17 protein-coding genes are annotated in these 15,062 nt (G+C 38.2%); 12 read left to right on the top strand and 5 right to left on the bottom strand.

Annotated elements, in window-relative coordinates:
• Positions 1-197 precede the first annotated feature (197 nt).
• The 4 genes from JHD79_RS04675 (at position 198) to JHD79_RS04660 (ending at position 4,615) form a co-directional block, all read left to right on the top strand.
• The gene (locus JHD79_RS04675; RefSeq protein ID WP_199118040.1) at positions 198-1,268 is read left to right on the top strand and encodes a porin; all 1,071 of its coding nucleotides are present in this window, start codon (positions 198-200) and stop codon (positions 1,266-1,268) included.
• Positions 1,269-1,277: 9 nt separating this feature from the next.
• Entirely contained in the window at positions 1,278-2,393 is a 1,116-nt protein-coding gene (locus tag JHD79_RS04670; protein WP_199118039.1) for a sensor protein KdpD, read from the top strand.
• Between the two features lie 26 nt (positions 2,394-2,419).
• Positions 2,420-4,165 (top strand): ATP-binding protein, encoded by a 1,746-nt coding sequence (locus JHD79_RS04665; protein WP_199118038.1) that lies wholly within the window; start codon positions 2,420-2,422, stop codon positions 4,163-4,165.
• A 66-nt stretch (positions 4,166-4,231) separates the two neighbouring features.
• Complete coding sequence (locus JHD79_RS04660; protein WP_199118037.1) at positions 4,232-4,615, top strand: YchJ family protein; 384 nt, start codon at positions 4,232-4,234, stop codon at positions 4,613-4,615.
• Positions 4,616-4,633: 18 nt separating this feature from the next.
• Here JHD79_RS04660 and JHD79_RS04655 read toward each other — a convergent pair whose 3' ends face one another.
• Positions 4,634-5,533, bottom strand: coding sequence for a WD40 repeat domain-containing protein (locus tag JHD79_RS04655; protein WP_199118036.1), 900 nt, complete (start codon positions 5,531-5,533; stop codon positions 4,634-4,636).
• A gap of 142 nt (positions 5,534-5,675) precedes the next feature.
• Between JHD79_RS04655 and JHD79_RS04650 the strand changes: the two genes are divergently transcribed.
• From JHD79_RS04650 to JHD79_RS04615, 8 genes are all read left to right on the top strand, one after another.
• On the top strand, positions 5,676-6,557 hold the full coding sequence (locus JHD79_RS04650; protein ID WP_199118035.1) for a MerR family transcriptional regulator: 882 nt from the start codon (positions 5,676-5,678) through the stop codon (positions 6,555-6,557).
• Positions 6,558-6,785: 228 nt separating this feature from the next.
• Positions 6,786-8,288: an NAD(P)/FAD-dependent oxidoreductase gene (locus JHD79_RS04645; RefSeq protein WP_199118034.1), complete on the top strand. Its 1,503-nt coding sequence runs from the start codon at positions 6,786-6,788 to the stop codon at positions 8,286-8,288.
• Positions 8,272-9,126, top strand: coding sequence for a phytoene/squalene synthase family protein (locus JHD79_RS04640; RefSeq protein ID WP_199118033.1), 855 nt, complete (start codon positions 8,272-8,274; stop codon positions 9,124-9,126). Before JHD79_RS04645 ends, JHD79_RS04640 begins: the two co-directional genes overlap by 17 nt.
• 52 nt (positions 9,127-9,178) lie before the next feature.
• Positions 9,179-9,622, top strand: a complete 444-nt coding sequence (locus JHD79_RS04635; RefSeq protein ID WP_199118032.1) for a hypothetical protein — start codon at positions 9,179-9,181, stop codon at positions 9,620-9,622.
• Between the two features lies 1 nt (position 9,623).
• The gene (gene idi, locus JHD79_RS04630; RefSeq protein WP_199118031.1) at positions 9,624-10,151 is read left to right on the top strand and encodes an isopentenyl-diphosphate Delta-isomerase; all 528 of its coding nucleotides are present in this window, start codon (positions 9,624-9,626) and stop codon (positions 10,149-10,151) included.
• A gap of 2 nt (positions 10,152-10,153) precedes the next feature.
• Positions 10,154-10,621, top strand: coding sequence for an SRPBCC family protein (locus JHD79_RS04625; RefSeq protein WP_199118030.1), 468 nt, complete (start codon positions 10,154-10,156; stop codon positions 10,619-10,621).
• Entirely contained in the window at positions 10,621-11,103 is a 483-nt protein-coding gene (locus tag JHD79_RS04620) for a sterol desaturase family protein (protein WP_233164566.1), read from the top strand. Before JHD79_RS04625 ends, JHD79_RS04620 begins: the two co-directional genes overlap by 1 nt.
• Positions 11,100-11,804 carry a lycopene cyclase domain-containing protein gene (locus tag JHD79_RS04615; protein ID WP_199118029.1) on the top strand — a complete coding sequence of 235 codons (705 nt, stop codon included), beginning with the start codon at positions 11,100-11,102 and terminating at the stop codon, positions 11,802-11,804. The genes JHD79_RS04620 and JHD79_RS04615 overlap by 4 nt, the downstream gene beginning before the upstream one ends.
• Before the next feature lie 129 nt (positions 11,805-11,933).
• Here JHD79_RS04615 and hisIE read toward each other — a convergent pair whose 3' ends face one another.
• From hisIE to hisH, 4 genes are all read right to left on the bottom strand, one after another.
• Positions 11,934-12,539, bottom strand: a complete 606-nt coding sequence (gene hisIE / locus JHD79_RS04610; protein WP_199118028.1) for a bifunctional phosphoribosyl-AMP cyclohydrolase/phosphoribosyl-ATP diphosphatase HisIE — start codon at positions 12,537-12,539, stop codon at positions 11,934-11,936.
• A 163-nt stretch (positions 12,540-12,702) separates the two neighbouring features.
• Positions 12,703-13,458: an imidazole glycerol phosphate synthase subunit HisF gene (gene hisF, locus JHD79_RS04605; protein WP_199118027.1), complete on the bottom strand. Its 756-nt coding sequence runs from the start codon at positions 13,456-13,458 to the stop codon at positions 12,703-12,705.
• 154 nt (positions 13,459-13,612) lie between these two features.
• Entirely contained in the window at positions 13,613-14,362 is a 750-nt protein-coding gene (gene hisA, locus JHD79_RS04600; protein ID WP_199118026.1) for a 1-(5-phosphoribosyl)-5-[(5-phosphoribosylamino)methylideneamino]imidazole-4-carboxamide isomerase, read from the bottom strand.
• A gap of 1 nt (position 14,363) precedes the next feature.
• The gene (gene hisH / locus JHD79_RS04595) at positions 14,364-14,981 is read right to left on the bottom strand and encodes an imidazole glycerol phosphate synthase subunit HisH (RefSeq protein ID WP_199118025.1); all 618 of its coding nucleotides are present in this window, start codon (positions 14,979-14,981) and stop codon (positions 14,364-14,366) included.
• Between the last annotated feature and the right edge of the window lie 81 nt (positions 14,982-15,062).

The raw sequence follows: 15,062 nt of genomic DNA, 5'->3' as shown, positions 1-15,062 counted from the left end.
ACTGGTAAAAATTAAAGATAAAATAAATACCCATGTTAGCTCAACCACTAAAAACAAACTAAGCTTGTGGGCTAATGGATACCAATAAAAACTACATTAATAATATTATAATGAAATCATCATGAGTTCACCAGGCCCCAAAACCGAGATGAATAAATGCTCATGGTAGTTTTATCACCAATAAAAAACATATACTGATGAAAAAAATAATGCTGATGGTTGTAATTTTGTTTACAGCCCTACACACACAGGCCCAAGAAAATCAGAAAATCAAATTCTCCGGCTACCTGGAAACTTATTATGGCTTCGACTTTAACAAACCAACCGATAACAATAGACCCAGTTTTGTGTATTCACATAATAGACATAATGAGGTTAATCTAAATTTAGGTTTAATCAAAGCCAGTTATGAAGGCAATAAGGTAAGGGCAAATCTGGCCCTTATGGCAGGTACCTATGCCAATGCAAATTTAGCGGCCGAAACCGGGGTACTTAAAAATGTGTTCGAGGCCAATATGGGCATTAAATTGAGCGAGAAACAGAATTTATGGTTGGATGTAGGTATTTTTCCTTCACATATTGGTTTTGAAAGCGCCATTGCTAAAGACTGTTGGGCGCTGACCAGAAATATATCATCTGAAAATACACCCTATTATGAAGCGGGAGCAAAACTTACTTATGTTACTGCTAATGGTAAATTTACAGCCGTTTTACTCTATCTGAATGGTTGGCAGCGCATTACTCGTGTGGATGGTAACAGTAAGCCTGCAGGAGGTGTACAGTTGGTGTACAAGCCAACTTCAAATATTACACTTAACTATAGTAACTATTTGGGTAAAGAAGGATTAGACGCTGTAGCAGTAACTCGTTTTTATCATGATTTTTATGCTACAGCACAGCTTACCGATCGTTTGGGCTTAACTGTTGGTTTTGACTATGGTAGACAACAAAAAGTAAAAGGGCAAACTGACCAAAGTGAGGTTTTGTCTCCAGTAGCAGTTGCCCAGTATAAATTTAACGATAAATGGTCCATGGCTTCCCGAGTAGAGTATTACCAAGATAAAGACGGTGTGATGATCGCTTCCCCTACGCCAAATGGATTTAGAACAATGGGCTATGCCATGAATTTAGATTATTCGCCCATCCATAATGCAGTGTTAAGATTGGAAGGTAAGCTCTATCATAGCAGGGATAAATTATTTGTGAGAGATAATGGTTTGGTTAATCATAATGCCTTGGTTACGGCAAGCTTGGCAATCTCATTTTAAAGAAAGCGGATGGAAAACAAGGTAGATGAGTTTTTGGCGTTGTTAAGGAAATCAGAGCGTGGCAAGCTCAAAATTTATATTGGCATGAGTCCAGGTGTGGGGAAAACCTATCGTATGCTTAAGGAGGCCCATTCTCTGCTAAACAATGGAATAGATGTACAAATTGGCTATATAGAAACCCATTTAAGAAAAGAGACTCATCCGTTATTACATGGTATTCCGATTATTCCCCGTACAAAAGTATTCTACAGGGCAAAAGAGCTGGAAGAGATGGATTTACAGGCTATTTTAAATCGCCATCCGAAGGTGGTTCTTGTTGATGAACTGGCGCATACCAATGTGGAAGGCAGTAAGAATGAAAAGCGGTGGCAAGATGTGTGCGATATTTTGGAAGCCGGAATCAGTGTGATTTCTGCGGTAAATATTCAGCATTTGGAAAGTATAAATGCTGAAGTGGAAAAGATCACCGGAGTTGAGATCAGGGAACGTGTGCCAGATCAGCTTTTGGAAATGGCGGATGAAATTGTGAATATCGACCTTACCGCCGATGAGTTGATCAATAGGTTAAAGGAAGGCAAAATTTATAGGGAAGATAAAATAGGGCAGGCATTGCAGCATTTTTTCTTGCCCGAAAAAATTCTGCAATTGCGGGAACTGGCCCTGAAGGAAGTAGCCCATCAGGTAGAGCGTAAAGTAAATATAGAAGTGCCTAAACAAGTCAAGTTAAGGTCCGAAAAATTTTTGGCCTGCATCTCTTCCAATCACGAAACCGCAAAAACGGTCATCAGAAAAACGGCAAGATTAGCCTCCTATTACCATTCCAAATGGATCGTGCTGTATGTACAACAACACCAGGAAGATGCGGGTAGGGTAAGATTGGACAAGCAAAGGCATTTGATCAATAACCTGAAGCTAGCTTTGGAATTAGGGGCAGAAGTCATAAAGTTAAAAAATAACGAAGTGGCACAGACCATTGTACAAACGGCATTAGAAAAAGAAATCACCACAATCTGTATAGGTAGGCCTAGCTTTAGTTTGCTTAGGGCCATCTTAAAACTAAATTTGTTCAGCAGACTTTTAAGGTCAATGGCAAAAAAAGACATAGATTTGGTTATACTTTCTTAACGCTGATAATCATAACCTATAGATAGATGAAAATAAAAACAAAACTTCGACTGGGATTTATGTTCCTGTTTTTGGTAGTGATAGGTTTCGGTACCATTTCGCTCTATCATATCAATGAGATCTCCATTAGATCTAAAATTGTACTTAAAGACAATTACAACTCACTGGTATTTGTTAGCCAGATGAGAAAATGGTTGGATGCCCAAGATGGATTGTTGAACGATGAAAATCGTAAAAATTTTTATGCCGCTTTAGAGAGTGAAACAAAGAACCTAACTGAAGCAGGCGAGGAAACTGCCGTAAGAAAATTGAAAAATTATGCCGATATGCTCATTGGTGGAGGGGAAGCAATACGGCAAAATGCCCTGAGGGCAGTTAGGGAAGAACTTTCTAGAATTGATGAGCTAAACATGTTGGCTATTGTAAAAAAGAATGACGATGCTCAGCGTGCAACAGAAAAGGCTACCATGTATTTGGGAGTTACTGCAGGATTGACTTTTATGGTTCTTTTTAGCTTTGTGGTAAATTTTCCAGGTTTTATTGCCAACCCGCTTCGCAATCTATTGGAGGGAATTCGGGAAATTACACGTAAAAATTATAGTCAGCAGTTATACTTTAAGGGCAATGATGAATTTAATGAATTAGCAAAAGCCTTTAACAAAATGGCTAGGGAACTGCGCAATTGGGATAATTCCAACTTGGCCAAACTTAAATCGGAAAAACAACGGATAGAAACGATTATTGAACAAATGCAGGATGGTATTATCGGATTGAACGAACATCAGGAAATTTTGTTTATGAATAGGGTAGCGCTAGATTTGCTACAGTTGCAACAAGATAAAGTATTGGGCAAAAATACTTCAGAACTGTTAGCGCATAATGAACTGTTAGGTAGGATTTTGGTAGAGCACGGAAAGGACACACCTTTGAAGATCTACATCGATGGTAAACAATCCTATTTTATGGTAGAGAAACGAGCTATCATGATCCCAAATGTAGAGAGTCAGGATGAAGAAACCTTGCTCGAGGTCAGTAAATCGGCCGGGAATGTTTATATCCTTAAGAACATTACACAGTTTAAGGAACTTGATGAGGCCAAGACCAATTTTATTGCTACTGTTTCGCATGAACTAAAAACACCGCTTTCTTCTATTAAAATGAGTTTAAAACTATTAGGCGACAAACGTATTGGTGAGATGAACAACGAACAGCTTCAGCTTATAGGCCATATTAACGACGATAGTGAGCGGCTTTTGAAGATTACCGGAGAACTATTGAATTTGGCCCAAGTGGAAACGGGTAACCTGCAACTTAACATGGTACAAGTTGATCCTTTGGAAATTACGGTTTTTGCCATGGAGGCTGTTGCTTTTCAGGCTACGCAAAAAGAAATTGAACTGCAATTGGTTAGTAGGAAGAAATTGCCATTCATTAATGCCGATGTGCAGAAAACCACCTGGGTATTAGTCAATTTTCTATCGAATGCATTAAGATATAGTACCATGAAGTCAAAAATTATCATCCAGGTAGTACAGATAAATAAGGAGATAGAATTTTCGGTGAAGGATTTTGGCAAGGGCATTGAAGAACAATATCAAAAGCGTTTATTTGATCGGTATTATCAAGTACCTACAGACGGGCAGAATAAATCTGGTTCCGGTTTGGGCTTGGCTATTTCAAAAGATTTCATTGAGGCGGAAAATGGAAAAATCTGGGTAGAGAGCGCCATTGGAGAGGGAAGTAGATTCTGTTTTTCATTACCGTTAGCTTAATGCCGTATTTGTTTGCCCATTGAAAGACTTATGCTATTTTTGTTAGCATATCTATTTTAAAGATTTATGACGGTTTTGCTTTGTGCTTGTTGCTCTGGTTTAAATTATCAGGAATGTTGTGCCCCTTACCATAGAAATATCATAAATCCCGAAACCCCAGAACAGCTGATGCGTTCTCGTTATAGTGCTTATGTGCTATTTCTAATAGATTATCTTATACAAACTACGCATCCAGCTAAAAGACACCTGCATGCTAAAAAGGATATAGCGCATTGGGCAAAACGTAGTGTTTGGCTAAAGTTGGAAGTCTGTACCGCCTATAACGAAATGGTAGAATTTAAGGCTTACTACCAAAATGGTTTGAAAACCATTATCCATCATGAACTTTCCACCTTTAAAAAGCAACATGGAATTTGGTATTATTTTTCTGGGGAGCACATAGGACTTTAATATTCAACAGTTCGGGTTTTAATCTTCCATTTCCCAAACCATTATTTTTTTGTCATCACCTGTAGAAAGTAGTTTGGTACCATCTTGGCTCCAAATTACTTTGTTGATGGAATGGCTATGTCCAATACCTGTTTTTTCCAAACTTAAGATTTTATAGAGCTTAAAATTGTTGGCATCCCATAGTTTAATACTTTTGTCTTGGCTACCTGTAGCGAAATAAGGTAGCTGCGGATGAAACGCAATGTCATAAATGGCAAAAAGATGGGCAGGTATATTGCGGCTAAGTTCGTAATGAGGTAAGGTCCATATTTTGAGCTGGGCATCACGGCTACCCGAAATCAGGTATTGTCCAGAAGGATGATAGGCCAAGGAGGTAATGGGTAGGGTGTGGTCCTTCAAAACTTGTTTTAGACTATAATCAATCGAGTTGTAAATGTATATGGCATTATCCTTACAACCAAAGGCAATTTCTTTTTCATCTGGGGAAATAGCAATGCACCTTACGGTTTCATACGAAATCTGTAAACGGTATAGCTCCTTAAAATCGATTAGAGACCATATGCCTACAGTACCGTCTTCACCACTGGTAAGCAGTTCGTTTTTATAGCGTATGCTCTTTATACTAAATATGGGTTTAGGATGGGCATTAATCCTAGCGCTGATCTTTTGTGTTATGAAATCATATACACTAAAGGCCCCACTGCGTTCACCCACAAATAACCTGTGGTTATAGTTGTGGAGCGCATAAACAGAGCTCTGTACGGGCATTTTTACCATTAAGAAGACCATTTTCTCTAAAGACCATTCCACTACACCTTTATCATTGCCACCCGTAAAGAAGCTACCTTCTTTATCGGAATTTATCAGGGCATAAACCGGATTTTGATGGCCAGAAAAAGTGTGGAGATATTTTAGCATATGGCTACTTTTTAGCAAAAGTAACCTTTTCGGCTATCAATTGATACTAGATAGGTACTTCTTTTATATTTTCTGATAGAATTTCGAAACAATTTTTGTTTAGATTTGTAGTCTGTTTGTTTAAACAAAGTGTTGTGAAGCCATGGGTATTGTTGCCAAATATTCAATAAAGGATCTAGAAGTGCTGACTGGCATTAAGGCTCCAACCATAAGAATGTGGGAAAAACGATACCAGATCATCATGCCGCCCCGAACGGAAACCAATATCCGTTATTATGGAAATCAGGAGCTCAAACTATTACTGAATATTAATGTGCTGAATAGAAATGGCATTAAGATATCGCACATTGCCAAAATGGGCCATGAAGAGCTTGTAGCCAAGGTAAAGGATTTTAGCTTCGTGAAAAGTGGAGATGATGATCTTTTTGATGGGTTGATGCTCAGTATGATCGATTTGGATGAAAGTCTTTTTCATAAGACATTTTATAAAGCCGTTTCCAGATTGGGGTTTGAGGAAACGATCAATCGTATTATCTTTCCCTTTTTTAGCCGTATAGGCATAATGTGGCAAATCGATTCGATTAATCCGGCGCAGGAGCATTTTATGAGTAATATCGTAAGACAAAAGATCATTTCTGCTATTGATAACCTCCCTATAGATTTGCCTTCTAAGGCAAAAAGGGTCTTGCTTTTCCTTCCAGAAGAAGAACTGCATGAACTGGGCATGCTCTTCTTAAATTATGTGCTAAAGAACAGGGGATATCGTACTGTTTATTTAGGGCAGGCTGTACCTTTAAACGATCTGAAAAAGATCGTAGAAATTACTGATCCAGATATACTCATCTGCCATGTCTCTAATCCTATGGCCATTGGTGATGTCAATTCATTTCTGGACAAACTTAAGATGATACCCTTAAATAAAAGAATGATACTGGTAAGTGCTTCGATTTTTGAGTTAAATCCATCTTTGCCTTCTCATTTACAGTTATTTGAGAGTTTGAAAGTGCTGGCAGAACAATTATAAAACTATTCCCTTTTAGTATTGTTGTGAATGAACCGGAAGGATTTAGCAAATCCTAGTGGAAGCATTGTGACTTATGGGTTTACATCAGTAATGGTCTACATGATGAGGAGGGGTTAATAGGGAGAGAAAATTGTGTTTTAGTAATTTTTTTTAGTTTTTATTTTGTTTAGCTTTTTAATTAAAAAATTAAACAAAATAAATGTATGTTTGTTGTCATAGTTCATCATAATGAAAAAATCCATTCCACATACGGTGATCATAGGTGCTGGTTTTGCGGGCTTAAGTGCTGCGGTTACGCTTGCAGCTAAGGGGCACAGGGTAACAATAGTAGAGAAAAATAAGCAGGTAGGAGGTAGGGCCCGTGTATTCGAAAAAGGAGGGTTTACTTTTGATATGGGGCCTAGTTGGTATTGGATGCCAGATGTAATGGAGGATTTTTTTAGGCAATTTGGTAAATCAACTTCCAGTTATTTCGAATTGAAAAGATTGTCACCTTCCTATCAGGTCATCTATGCCAAAGACGATGTTTTTTGCGTTCCGTCTGATGAAGAGGAGCTAAAAACTGCTTTTGAGCAAATAGAACCGGGTAGTTCTGATAAGCTCGATATTTTTTTAAAAGAAGCTGCCTATAAATATGAGGTGGGAATGAAAGAGTTCGTACATAGGCCGGGCTTGAGTGTGATGGAATTTATGGAACTGAAAGTAATAAAGGCGGCAATGAAATTAGACTTGCTTCAATCTTTTGCCAAGCATGTGCGCCAATATTTCAAATCCCCCAAATTACTTCGGTTGTTGGAGTTTCCTGTACTATTTTTGGGGGCTATTCCCCAAAATATCCCTGCTTTATATAGTATGATGAACTATGCGGATATCAAATTGGGCACTTGGTATCCTATGGGTGGATTTGGTCAATTGGTGAATGCCATGTATAGCTTGGCAAAGGAATTGGGAGTAGATTTTTTAACTAATACTGAAGTAAAAAAGATCAATATAGTTCATGATAAGGTAAGTAATGTAGAGACTACATCGGGAATTTTGCCAGCAGATATTGTAATTGGTGCGGGCGACTACCATCATGTTGAACAGCAGCTTTTACCCAAGGCTGTTAGAAATTATAGCGAAAAATATTGGGAAAAGAGGGTAATGGCCCCTTCCTGTTTGCTTTACTATATAGGAGTAGGCAAGAAATTGCCAAGGTTACAGCACCATAACCTCTTTTTTGAGAGTGACTTTGCGCTTCATGCCCAAGCAATATATGAAAAACCAGCTTGGCCTGAAAATCCGCTTTATTATGTTTGTTGTCCCTCCAAAACAGATCCAACTGTAGCACCAATAGGGATGGAAAATTTGTTTATGCTCATTCCAGTAGCACCTGGGTTAAAAGATACGGAACAGATAAGGGTAAAATATTTTAATGAGCTGGTGGAAAGATTGGAAGCCTTTTGCGGTGAAAAATTTAAAGATGACATTGTAACAACAACTACCTATGCCTATACCGATTTTGTGAACGATTATTATGCTTTTAAAGGAAATGCCTATGGTTTGGCCAATACCCTAAACCAAACTGCTATCCTTAAACCTCGTATCAAAAACAAAAAGTTGAAAAACTTATTCTATACTGGACAGCTTACGGTACCTGGTCCTGGAGTTCCGCCCGCTATTATTTCTGGACAGATAGTGGCGAATTACATCATTAAGCATCAGAAAAATATATATGAAAGCACTATTTGATCAAGTTTCTGCGAAATGCAGTCAAATTACTACCCAAACATATAGCACTTCATTTTCTTTGGGCATAAAATTTTTGTCAGCCAAAATTAGACCTGCTATTTATGGTATTTATGGCTTTGTAAGATTGGCCGATGAAATTGTAGATTCTTTTAATGATTATGATAGAAAGGTATTGCTTTCCCAATTTAGGTCGGAAACCCATGCCGCTTTGGAAAATAAGATCAGTTTAAACCCCATTATCAATAGCTTTCAGCAAGTTGTGCACCAATACCAGATAGATCAGATCTTGATAGACGCCTTTTTAGATAGTATGGAAATGGATTTGGAAAAACAGGTCTATACCAAACAATTGTATGAAAAATATATTTTTGGTTCGGCCGAAGTGGTGGGGCTAATGTGCTTAAAGGTATTTTGTAATGGAGAAAAGAAGCTGTATGAAGATCTTCGATATGCGGCCATGAAATTGGGCTCGGCTTTTCAGAAAGTGAATTTTTTAAGGGATATCAGGGCCGATCATTTAGAATTGGGCAGAATGTATTTTCCAAATATGAATTTCGATAATTTTACCGATTCAGATAAATTGACTATAGAAAATGAAATTAACATAGAGTTTGAAGAGGCCTTGCACGGTATAGCCAAACTACCTAATAGCGCAAAGAGGGGAGTTTATTTAGCTTATATTTATTATAGGACCTTGTTTAGAAAAATACAGAACATCCCTGCCAAGCATATTATGGATAAAAGGGTAAGGGTGCCTGATGTTGAAAAGGCTATGTTGATGCTCAATACCTTTTTTATGCCGCAAACTGGAAGGAGATCATTGGAACATGTGGGCTAAAAGTTGCACAATTATAGCGTTGTGTTGTCTGTCGTTTTTAGAAAGTTCTTCGGTGCAAAGTATTAGGGATATGTATGTAAAGGCAATAGAAAGCAAGAAAAGTACGGAACAGTTACTTAATATACTGGAGAAAAAGGAGCAGACACCTTTTGTAATAGGATATACTGGTGCCACAAAGATGCTGATGGCTAGGCATACGTTTAACCCATTTAAAAAGTTGAGTCATTTCAGGACAGGCAAACAATTATTGGAAAAAGCGATCAGTAAAGATGCGGAAAATGTAGAACTGATATTTCTGAGATATGCTATACAGGTATCACTCCCTCCAATTTTGGGATATAATGAGCATATCGAAACAGACAAGAATTATATATTAAAGACATTGCAAAAGCAGGAACTAAAAGAAAAACACTTGGAAATAGCCATCGTTAATTTTTTAAAGAAACAGCAGTTGGCACCGGCAGAAAGGCAACAACTTTTAAAACAATACAATTGATATGGCAGAACAGGTTGTTTTGGTGGATGAAAAAGATCGGCAGATAGGGCTGATGGATAAAATGCAGGCACATGTGGAGGCCAGGTTACATAGGGCATTTTCTGTTTTCTTGTTCAATGATAAAAATGAGTTGTTATTGCAGCAAAGGGCGCAAAGTAAGTATCATTGTGGTGGTTTATGGACCAATACCTGTTGTAGCCATCCTAGGTCAGAAGAAAAAATGAAAACCGCAGTAGACAGAAGGTTGTTAGAAGAAATGGGTATCATTTGTCATACAGAGAAAGTGTATGATTTTATATATAAGGCTCAATTGGAAAATGGGCTGTATGAACATGAATTTGACCATGTGTTTTTTGGTAGGTTTTCAGAAAAACCCAATCCAAATCCCAAAGAAGTGGTCGATTGGAAATACATGGAGATGAGAGAATTGAAAACAGATATTGACAAATATCCTGAAAAATATACACCCTGGTTTAAGCTGATTTTTGAGGAAATCTGTAATAAAGATATCGCTAATATAATTGTATAGGAATGAAGAAATATGAACTATATAGAGAAACGCTTTTACCTGTAAATATCGATGAAGCCTGGCAGTTTTTTAGTAATCCATACAATTTAGCGGAAATTACACCAAAGGAAATGGATTTTAAGGTAGTGACCAAAGAACTGCCGAGCGAAATACATAGTGGATTGACCATTTTATATACTGTAAAGCCCCTTGCTAACGTTCCTTTAAAATGGTTAAGTAAGATTAGAGAAGTAGAGGCGCCGTATCGTTTCGTGGATGAACAGCTAAAAGGACCCTATGCCTATTGGTACCATGAACATACCTTTGAGGAAAAAGAGGGCCTAACCGTAATGAAAGATAAAATTACTTATGCCGTTCCTATGGGCTGGTTGGGTCAGTTGGCCAATACGTTGTTGGTGAGGCGAAAGCTCGAGCAGATATTTGATTATCGTTCTCAAAAGATTTTGAAACTTTTTAAAGGAATTGGCTGATGATACTAATGGTATTGCTTTGTGTAATAGGTGCATTTGTGGCGATGGAATGTGTGGCGTGGCTGGCACACAAATACCTGATGCATGGCTGGCTATGGGCACTTCATCAAGACCATCACAAAAAAGATGATGGTCAGGTATTCGAAAAGAATGATTTCTTCTTCCTTATTTTTGCCACACCAGGTATTTTATTGTTTTTGTTTGGTTCTATTTATGGTAACTATATTTTAATAGGTATTGCAGGCGGAATTACCCTGTATGGCTTTTGCTATTTTTTGGTACATGATATTTTTATACACCAGCGGTTTAAATGGTTTAGAAATACAAATAATATCTATTTGAAAGCCATTAGGAGAGCGCATAAAATGCACCATAAACATTTGGGAAAACATGATGGGGAGTGCTTTGGCATGTTGTGGGTGCCGTTTAAATATTTTAGGGAAGCTTACCGATACCAAAAGATGCAGCAGCAAAAAACATGAACCATTATATTTATCTTTTAGTCAATTTTTTGGCAGTCATTGTGCCCTTTATGGCCTCTTTTCATCCTAAGTTGATGTTTTGGAAGAAGGTAAAAGCCTTTATGCCAGCTAATATCATTACTACGGTTTTATTTCTGGTTTGGGATGTTTGGTTTACTGATAAAGGAGTTTGGGGCTTCAACCACGACTATGTAATAGGCGTCTTTATTTGGGGTTTACCTATTGAAGAAATCCTGTTTTTCTTGTGTATTCCCTATGCTTGTTTGTTCTCTTACCACTGTTTTGGTGTTTGGAAGGAATTAGGTTTAAGAAAGTATGCTACCAGGGCTATTTCTATCGTTTTGGTGCTTTTTGGAGTGGTGATGTTTTCGCTGTTTTACAACAAGATGTACCCAATGATGAATTACCTGGTTTTTACCTTACTGATTTCTTATTTAGCATTCATTAAAAAACCAAGTTGGTTAGGGCAGTTCTATTTCACTTACCTCATCATGATCATCCCATTTCTAATTGTGAATGGCATGTTGACAGGAACTGGTTTAGATGCACCAATTGTTTGGTATAATAGTAACGAAATTATGGGAGTTCGTATTGGAACAATTCCTTTCGAAGATGTATTTTATGGCATGAGTTTAATTGGCTTAAACATTATGCTTTACGAACGTTTTCTGGCAAAATTGAAGTATAGTAGAAGCGTTTAATGGTATGTTCCGTCATTTCGAAAGAAAGTACGACTGAGAAATCTTCCTGATAGTAGCATAGAACTAACAGATTTCTCCCTCGCTGCACTTCGCTTGAAATGACGACTAGGATAGAATATTATAACGGACCTATTTATGCCTCTTTTCCAAATTCTCTGCAATATCCTTCACCGTTAGGCCTTTTTCTCTTAACAAGAACAACAAGTGGAAAACCAAATCCGAAGCTTCGTTGATTAAATCTTCCTTCGTTTCGGCTAAAGCGGCAATTACTGTTTCTACGCCTTCTTCACCAACTTTTTGAGCTATTTTATTTAAACCTTTAATCCTCATTTTGTTAATGTATGAGCCTTCTACAGGGTTTTTATACCTATCGGAAATAATGTTTTCCAGTTCGAAAATAAAATTTTGATTGTATTCGGTTTTAAAGCAACTTCGGGCACCCGTATGACAGGTTGGGCCAACAGGCTCGGCCTTAATTAGAAGGGTGTCGTTATCGCAATCTATGGCCATAGATTTTACGAATAAAAAATTACCACTTTGCTCGCCTTTGGTCCATAAACGGTTTTTAGAGCGTGAAAAGAAAGTAACCTTACCTTCTATTTGGGTTTTTTCAAAGGCTTCGACATTCATGTAGCCCAACATCAATACTTCTAAGGTTTGGTGGTCTTGTATAACTACGGGCACCAAACCTTCTGTTTTTGTAAAATCTATTTGGTTGCTGTTAATGTTACTCATTGTTTTTTTGTAATTGTTAGTCCATATTGTCGTCATTGCGAGCTTGCGAAGCAAGCTTTCTAACTATCATTCCAGTATCAGGAGGAATCTGTCTATCATTGTTAATTACTTACAGGTTCTTCGCCACACTCAGAATGACAAAAGGTCAAATGACGTAAGCACGTTAAATGCGTATCGGTATATTATGTTTACTTAATTCTGTTTTTAATTCAGGTATTAAAATTTCCCCATAATGAAAAACAGAGGCAGCCAATGCGGCATCGACCCCAGCTTTTTGAAAGACTTCGGTAAAGTGGGCCATACTGCCCGCTCCGCCAGAAGCGATAATCGGGATATTGATCATTTGGTTCACTTTGCTTAGCAATCCACAATCGAAACCGGCCTTGGTGCCATCATGGTCCATAGAGGTTAACAGAATTTCGCCAGCACCTAGATTTTCAGCTTGCTTGATCCAATCTTCAGTTTCTAGTGCCGTAATTAAACGGCCCCCGTTAAGATGCACCCAGTTTTTGCCATCTACCTGTTTGGTGTCTACTGCAACTACCACAAATTGTACGCCGAAGGCCTTGGCCAGGTCTTCGATCAGTTGAGGACTGCGTACCGCTGCCGAGTTGATGCTTATTTTGTCTGCCCCGGCATTTAAAAGTGCGTCAGCATCGGCAATTTCGGTAATGCCACCACCAATAGTGAAAGGGATATTGAGTTGTCTGGCTACAGATTTCACCATTTCAATCATCGTTTTACGACGTTCATGAGTGGCGGTGATATCTAAGAAAACCAACTCATCTGCACCTTGTTGGGCATATTGAGCTGCTAATTCTACAGGGTCGCCTGCGTCACGTAAATCAACAAAGTTTACGCCTTTTACCGTGCGACCATCTTTTACGTCTAAACAAGGGATTATTCTCTTACTTAACATGTTTGTTGGGTTTCGTCATTGCAGAGCATGAAGCAGTCTTCTTTCTGTCGTTCCGACAGTTGGAAGGATCTGTAAAGTGGTACTTCTAATTGTAGATCCTTCACTGCGTTCAGAATGACACGCTGGTCGCTATGACGATTAAAAAAATAGGAGGTTAGATCGAACTCAATTGTTGTAAATTCCATTTTTTAACCTCTTCAATAGAAATTCTGTTTTCATAAATGGCCTTGCCCACTACTACGCTTCTGATATCCAGTTTTGCCAATTCCCTAATGTCGTCCATAGAACTCACACCGCCAGAAGCAATCAGTTTGATCATAGGCGAATGGGCTAATAATTTTTGGTAAAGATCAACGGCTGCACCACCCAATTTGCCATCTTTATTGATGTCGGTACATAAAAAGCGGAAGAAGCCAAGTTGTAAACACTTGTCTACATAGTCCATTAATTTAATGGGCGAGCTTTCCATCCAGCCCGAATATTTGATCACTTCATCTAATACATCGATGGCAATTACAATCCTGTTCGCATAATTGTCTTTTTTTGCAAAAGCTTCGCTAAGTTGGGGAAGGAAATCAGGGTTGCTAATTGCTTGTGTACCCACAATTACCCTATGTATGCCAGCATCAAGTAGGTTGGTGACCTGTTCTATGGTACGTATGCCGCCGCCATATTGTACCTTCATTTCTGTTTTTTTGATAATACTGAATAAGGTCTTTTGGTTACTGAAGTCACCTTTTGCACCATTAAGGTCAATAATATGGATAAAATCGGTGCCGTTTGACCGGTAGCGCTCAATCATGTCTTCGATAGACACATCGTATTCTGTTTTCTGGTTGTAATCGCCTTCGCGTAAGCGAACAACTTTACCGTCTAAAATATCTATTGCAGGAATGATATACATTTTAAAAATTTAGGTTTGAGAAATTCTTTAACAATTGCTCTCCGGCTTCACCAGATTTTTCTGGATGGAACTGAACGCCGAAGAAATTATCTTTTTGTATAGCGGCCGAAAATTTGTTGCCATAATTTACCGACGCGATGTCAAAAGTAGGGTTATATTCAATAAAATAAGAATGAACGAAATAAAATTGTGTATGTGGTTTAACATTGGAAAACAGGAGGTTGTTTGTAAAATCTATGTTATTCCAGCCCATGTGGGGAATTTTAATGCCCAAATTCTTGTCGAAAAGTTTGGTCTGCAATGGGATGATGTCCAAAAGGTCGGCATTGCCCTCTTCAGAATGAGTGGTTAACAATTGCATGCCTACACAGATTCCTAAAACAGGTTTTTTCAATTGTTTAATGGCTTTCACAAGTCCTGTTTGTTGCAGTTTCTGCATTGCCGTACCTGCGTGTCCAACACCTGGAATGATGATATGGCTGTGCTTTTCCAAATCGGCTTCTGTATTTACCATAGCATAGGGGATATTTTGCCTATCTAAAGCTGCGGTTAGCGAGAAAATATTACCCGCACCGTAGTTCACGATTCCTATACTGTTATTTGTTGTATTGTTATCCATTTTTATTCGTTTCTTTTTCGCGATTGCGAGCTTTGCGAAGCAATCCTAAGTCATTTAACGCATCACCTAGCATGGTAAGAT

Source organism: Pedobacter sp. ASV28 (assembly GCF_016428855.1).
Lineage (GTDB): Bacteria > Bacteroidota > Bacteroidia > Sphingobacteriales > Sphingobacteriaceae > Pedobacter.
This window is presented reverse-complemented; position numbering and strand designations above follow the sequence as displayed.

Bases quoted from the DNA above. Each gene is read 5' to 3' on its own strand.
- JHD79_RS04655 (WP_199118036.1), bottom strand. From the start codon at position 5,533: ATGCTAAAATATCTCCACACTTTTTCTGGCCATCAAAATCCGGTTTAT.
- JHD79_RS04650 (WP_199118035.1), top strand. From the start codon at position 5,676: ATGGGTATTGTTGCCAAATATTCAATAAAGGATCTAGAAGTGCTGACT.
- JHD79_RS04670 (WP_199118039.1), top strand. From the start codon at position 1,278: ATGGAAAACAAGGTAGATGAGTTTTTGGCGTTGTTAAGGAAATCAGAG.
- hisF (WP_199118027.1), bottom strand. From the start codon at position 13,458: ATGTTAAGTAAGAGAATAATCCCTTGTTTAGACGTAAAAGATGGTCGC.
- JHD79_RS04645 (WP_199118034.1), top strand. From the start codon at position 6,786: ATGAAAAAATCCATTCCACATACGGTGATCATAGGTGCTGGTTTTGCG.
- JHD79_RS04615 (WP_199118029.1), top strand. From the start codon at position 11,100: ATGAACCATTATATTTATCTTTTAGTCAATTTTTTGGCAGTCATTGTG.
- JHD79_RS04660 (WP_199118037.1), top strand. From the start codon at position 4,232: ATGACGGTTTTGCTTTGTGCTTGTTGCTCTGGTTTAAATTATCAGGAA.
- hisH (WP_199118025.1), bottom strand. From the start codon at position 14,981: ATGGATAACAATACAACAAATAACAGTATAGGAATCGTGAACTACGGT.
- idi (WP_199118031.1), top strand. From the start codon at position 9,624: ATGGCAGAACAGGTTGTTTTGGTGGATGAAAAAGATCGGCAGATAGGG.
- JHD79_RS04675 (WP_199118040.1), top strand. From the start codon at position 198: ATGAAAAAAATAATGCTGATGGTTGTAATTTTGTTTACAGCCCTACAC.
- JHD79_RS04640 (WP_199118033.1), top strand. From the start codon at position 8,272: ATGAAAGCACTATTTGATCAAGTTTCTGCGAAATGCAGTCAAATTACT.
- hisIE (WP_199118028.1), bottom strand. From the start codon at position 12,539: ATGAGTAACATTAACAGCAACCAAATAGATTTTACAAAAACAGAAGGT.
- hisA (WP_199118026.1), bottom strand. From the start codon at position 14,362: ATGTATATCATTCCTGCAATAGATATTTTAGACGGTAAAGTTGTTCGC.
- JHD79_RS04625 (WP_199118030.1), top strand. From the start codon at position 10,154: ATGAAGAAATATGAACTATATAGAGAAACGCTTTTACCTGTAAATATC.
- JHD79_RS04620 (WP_233164566.1), top strand. From the start codon at position 10,621: ATGATACTAATGGTATTGCTTTGTGTAATAGGTGCATTTGTGGCGATG.
- JHD79_RS04665 (WP_199118038.1), top strand. From the start codon at position 2,420: ATGAAAATAAAAACAAAACTTCGACTGGGATTTATGTTCCTGTTTTTG.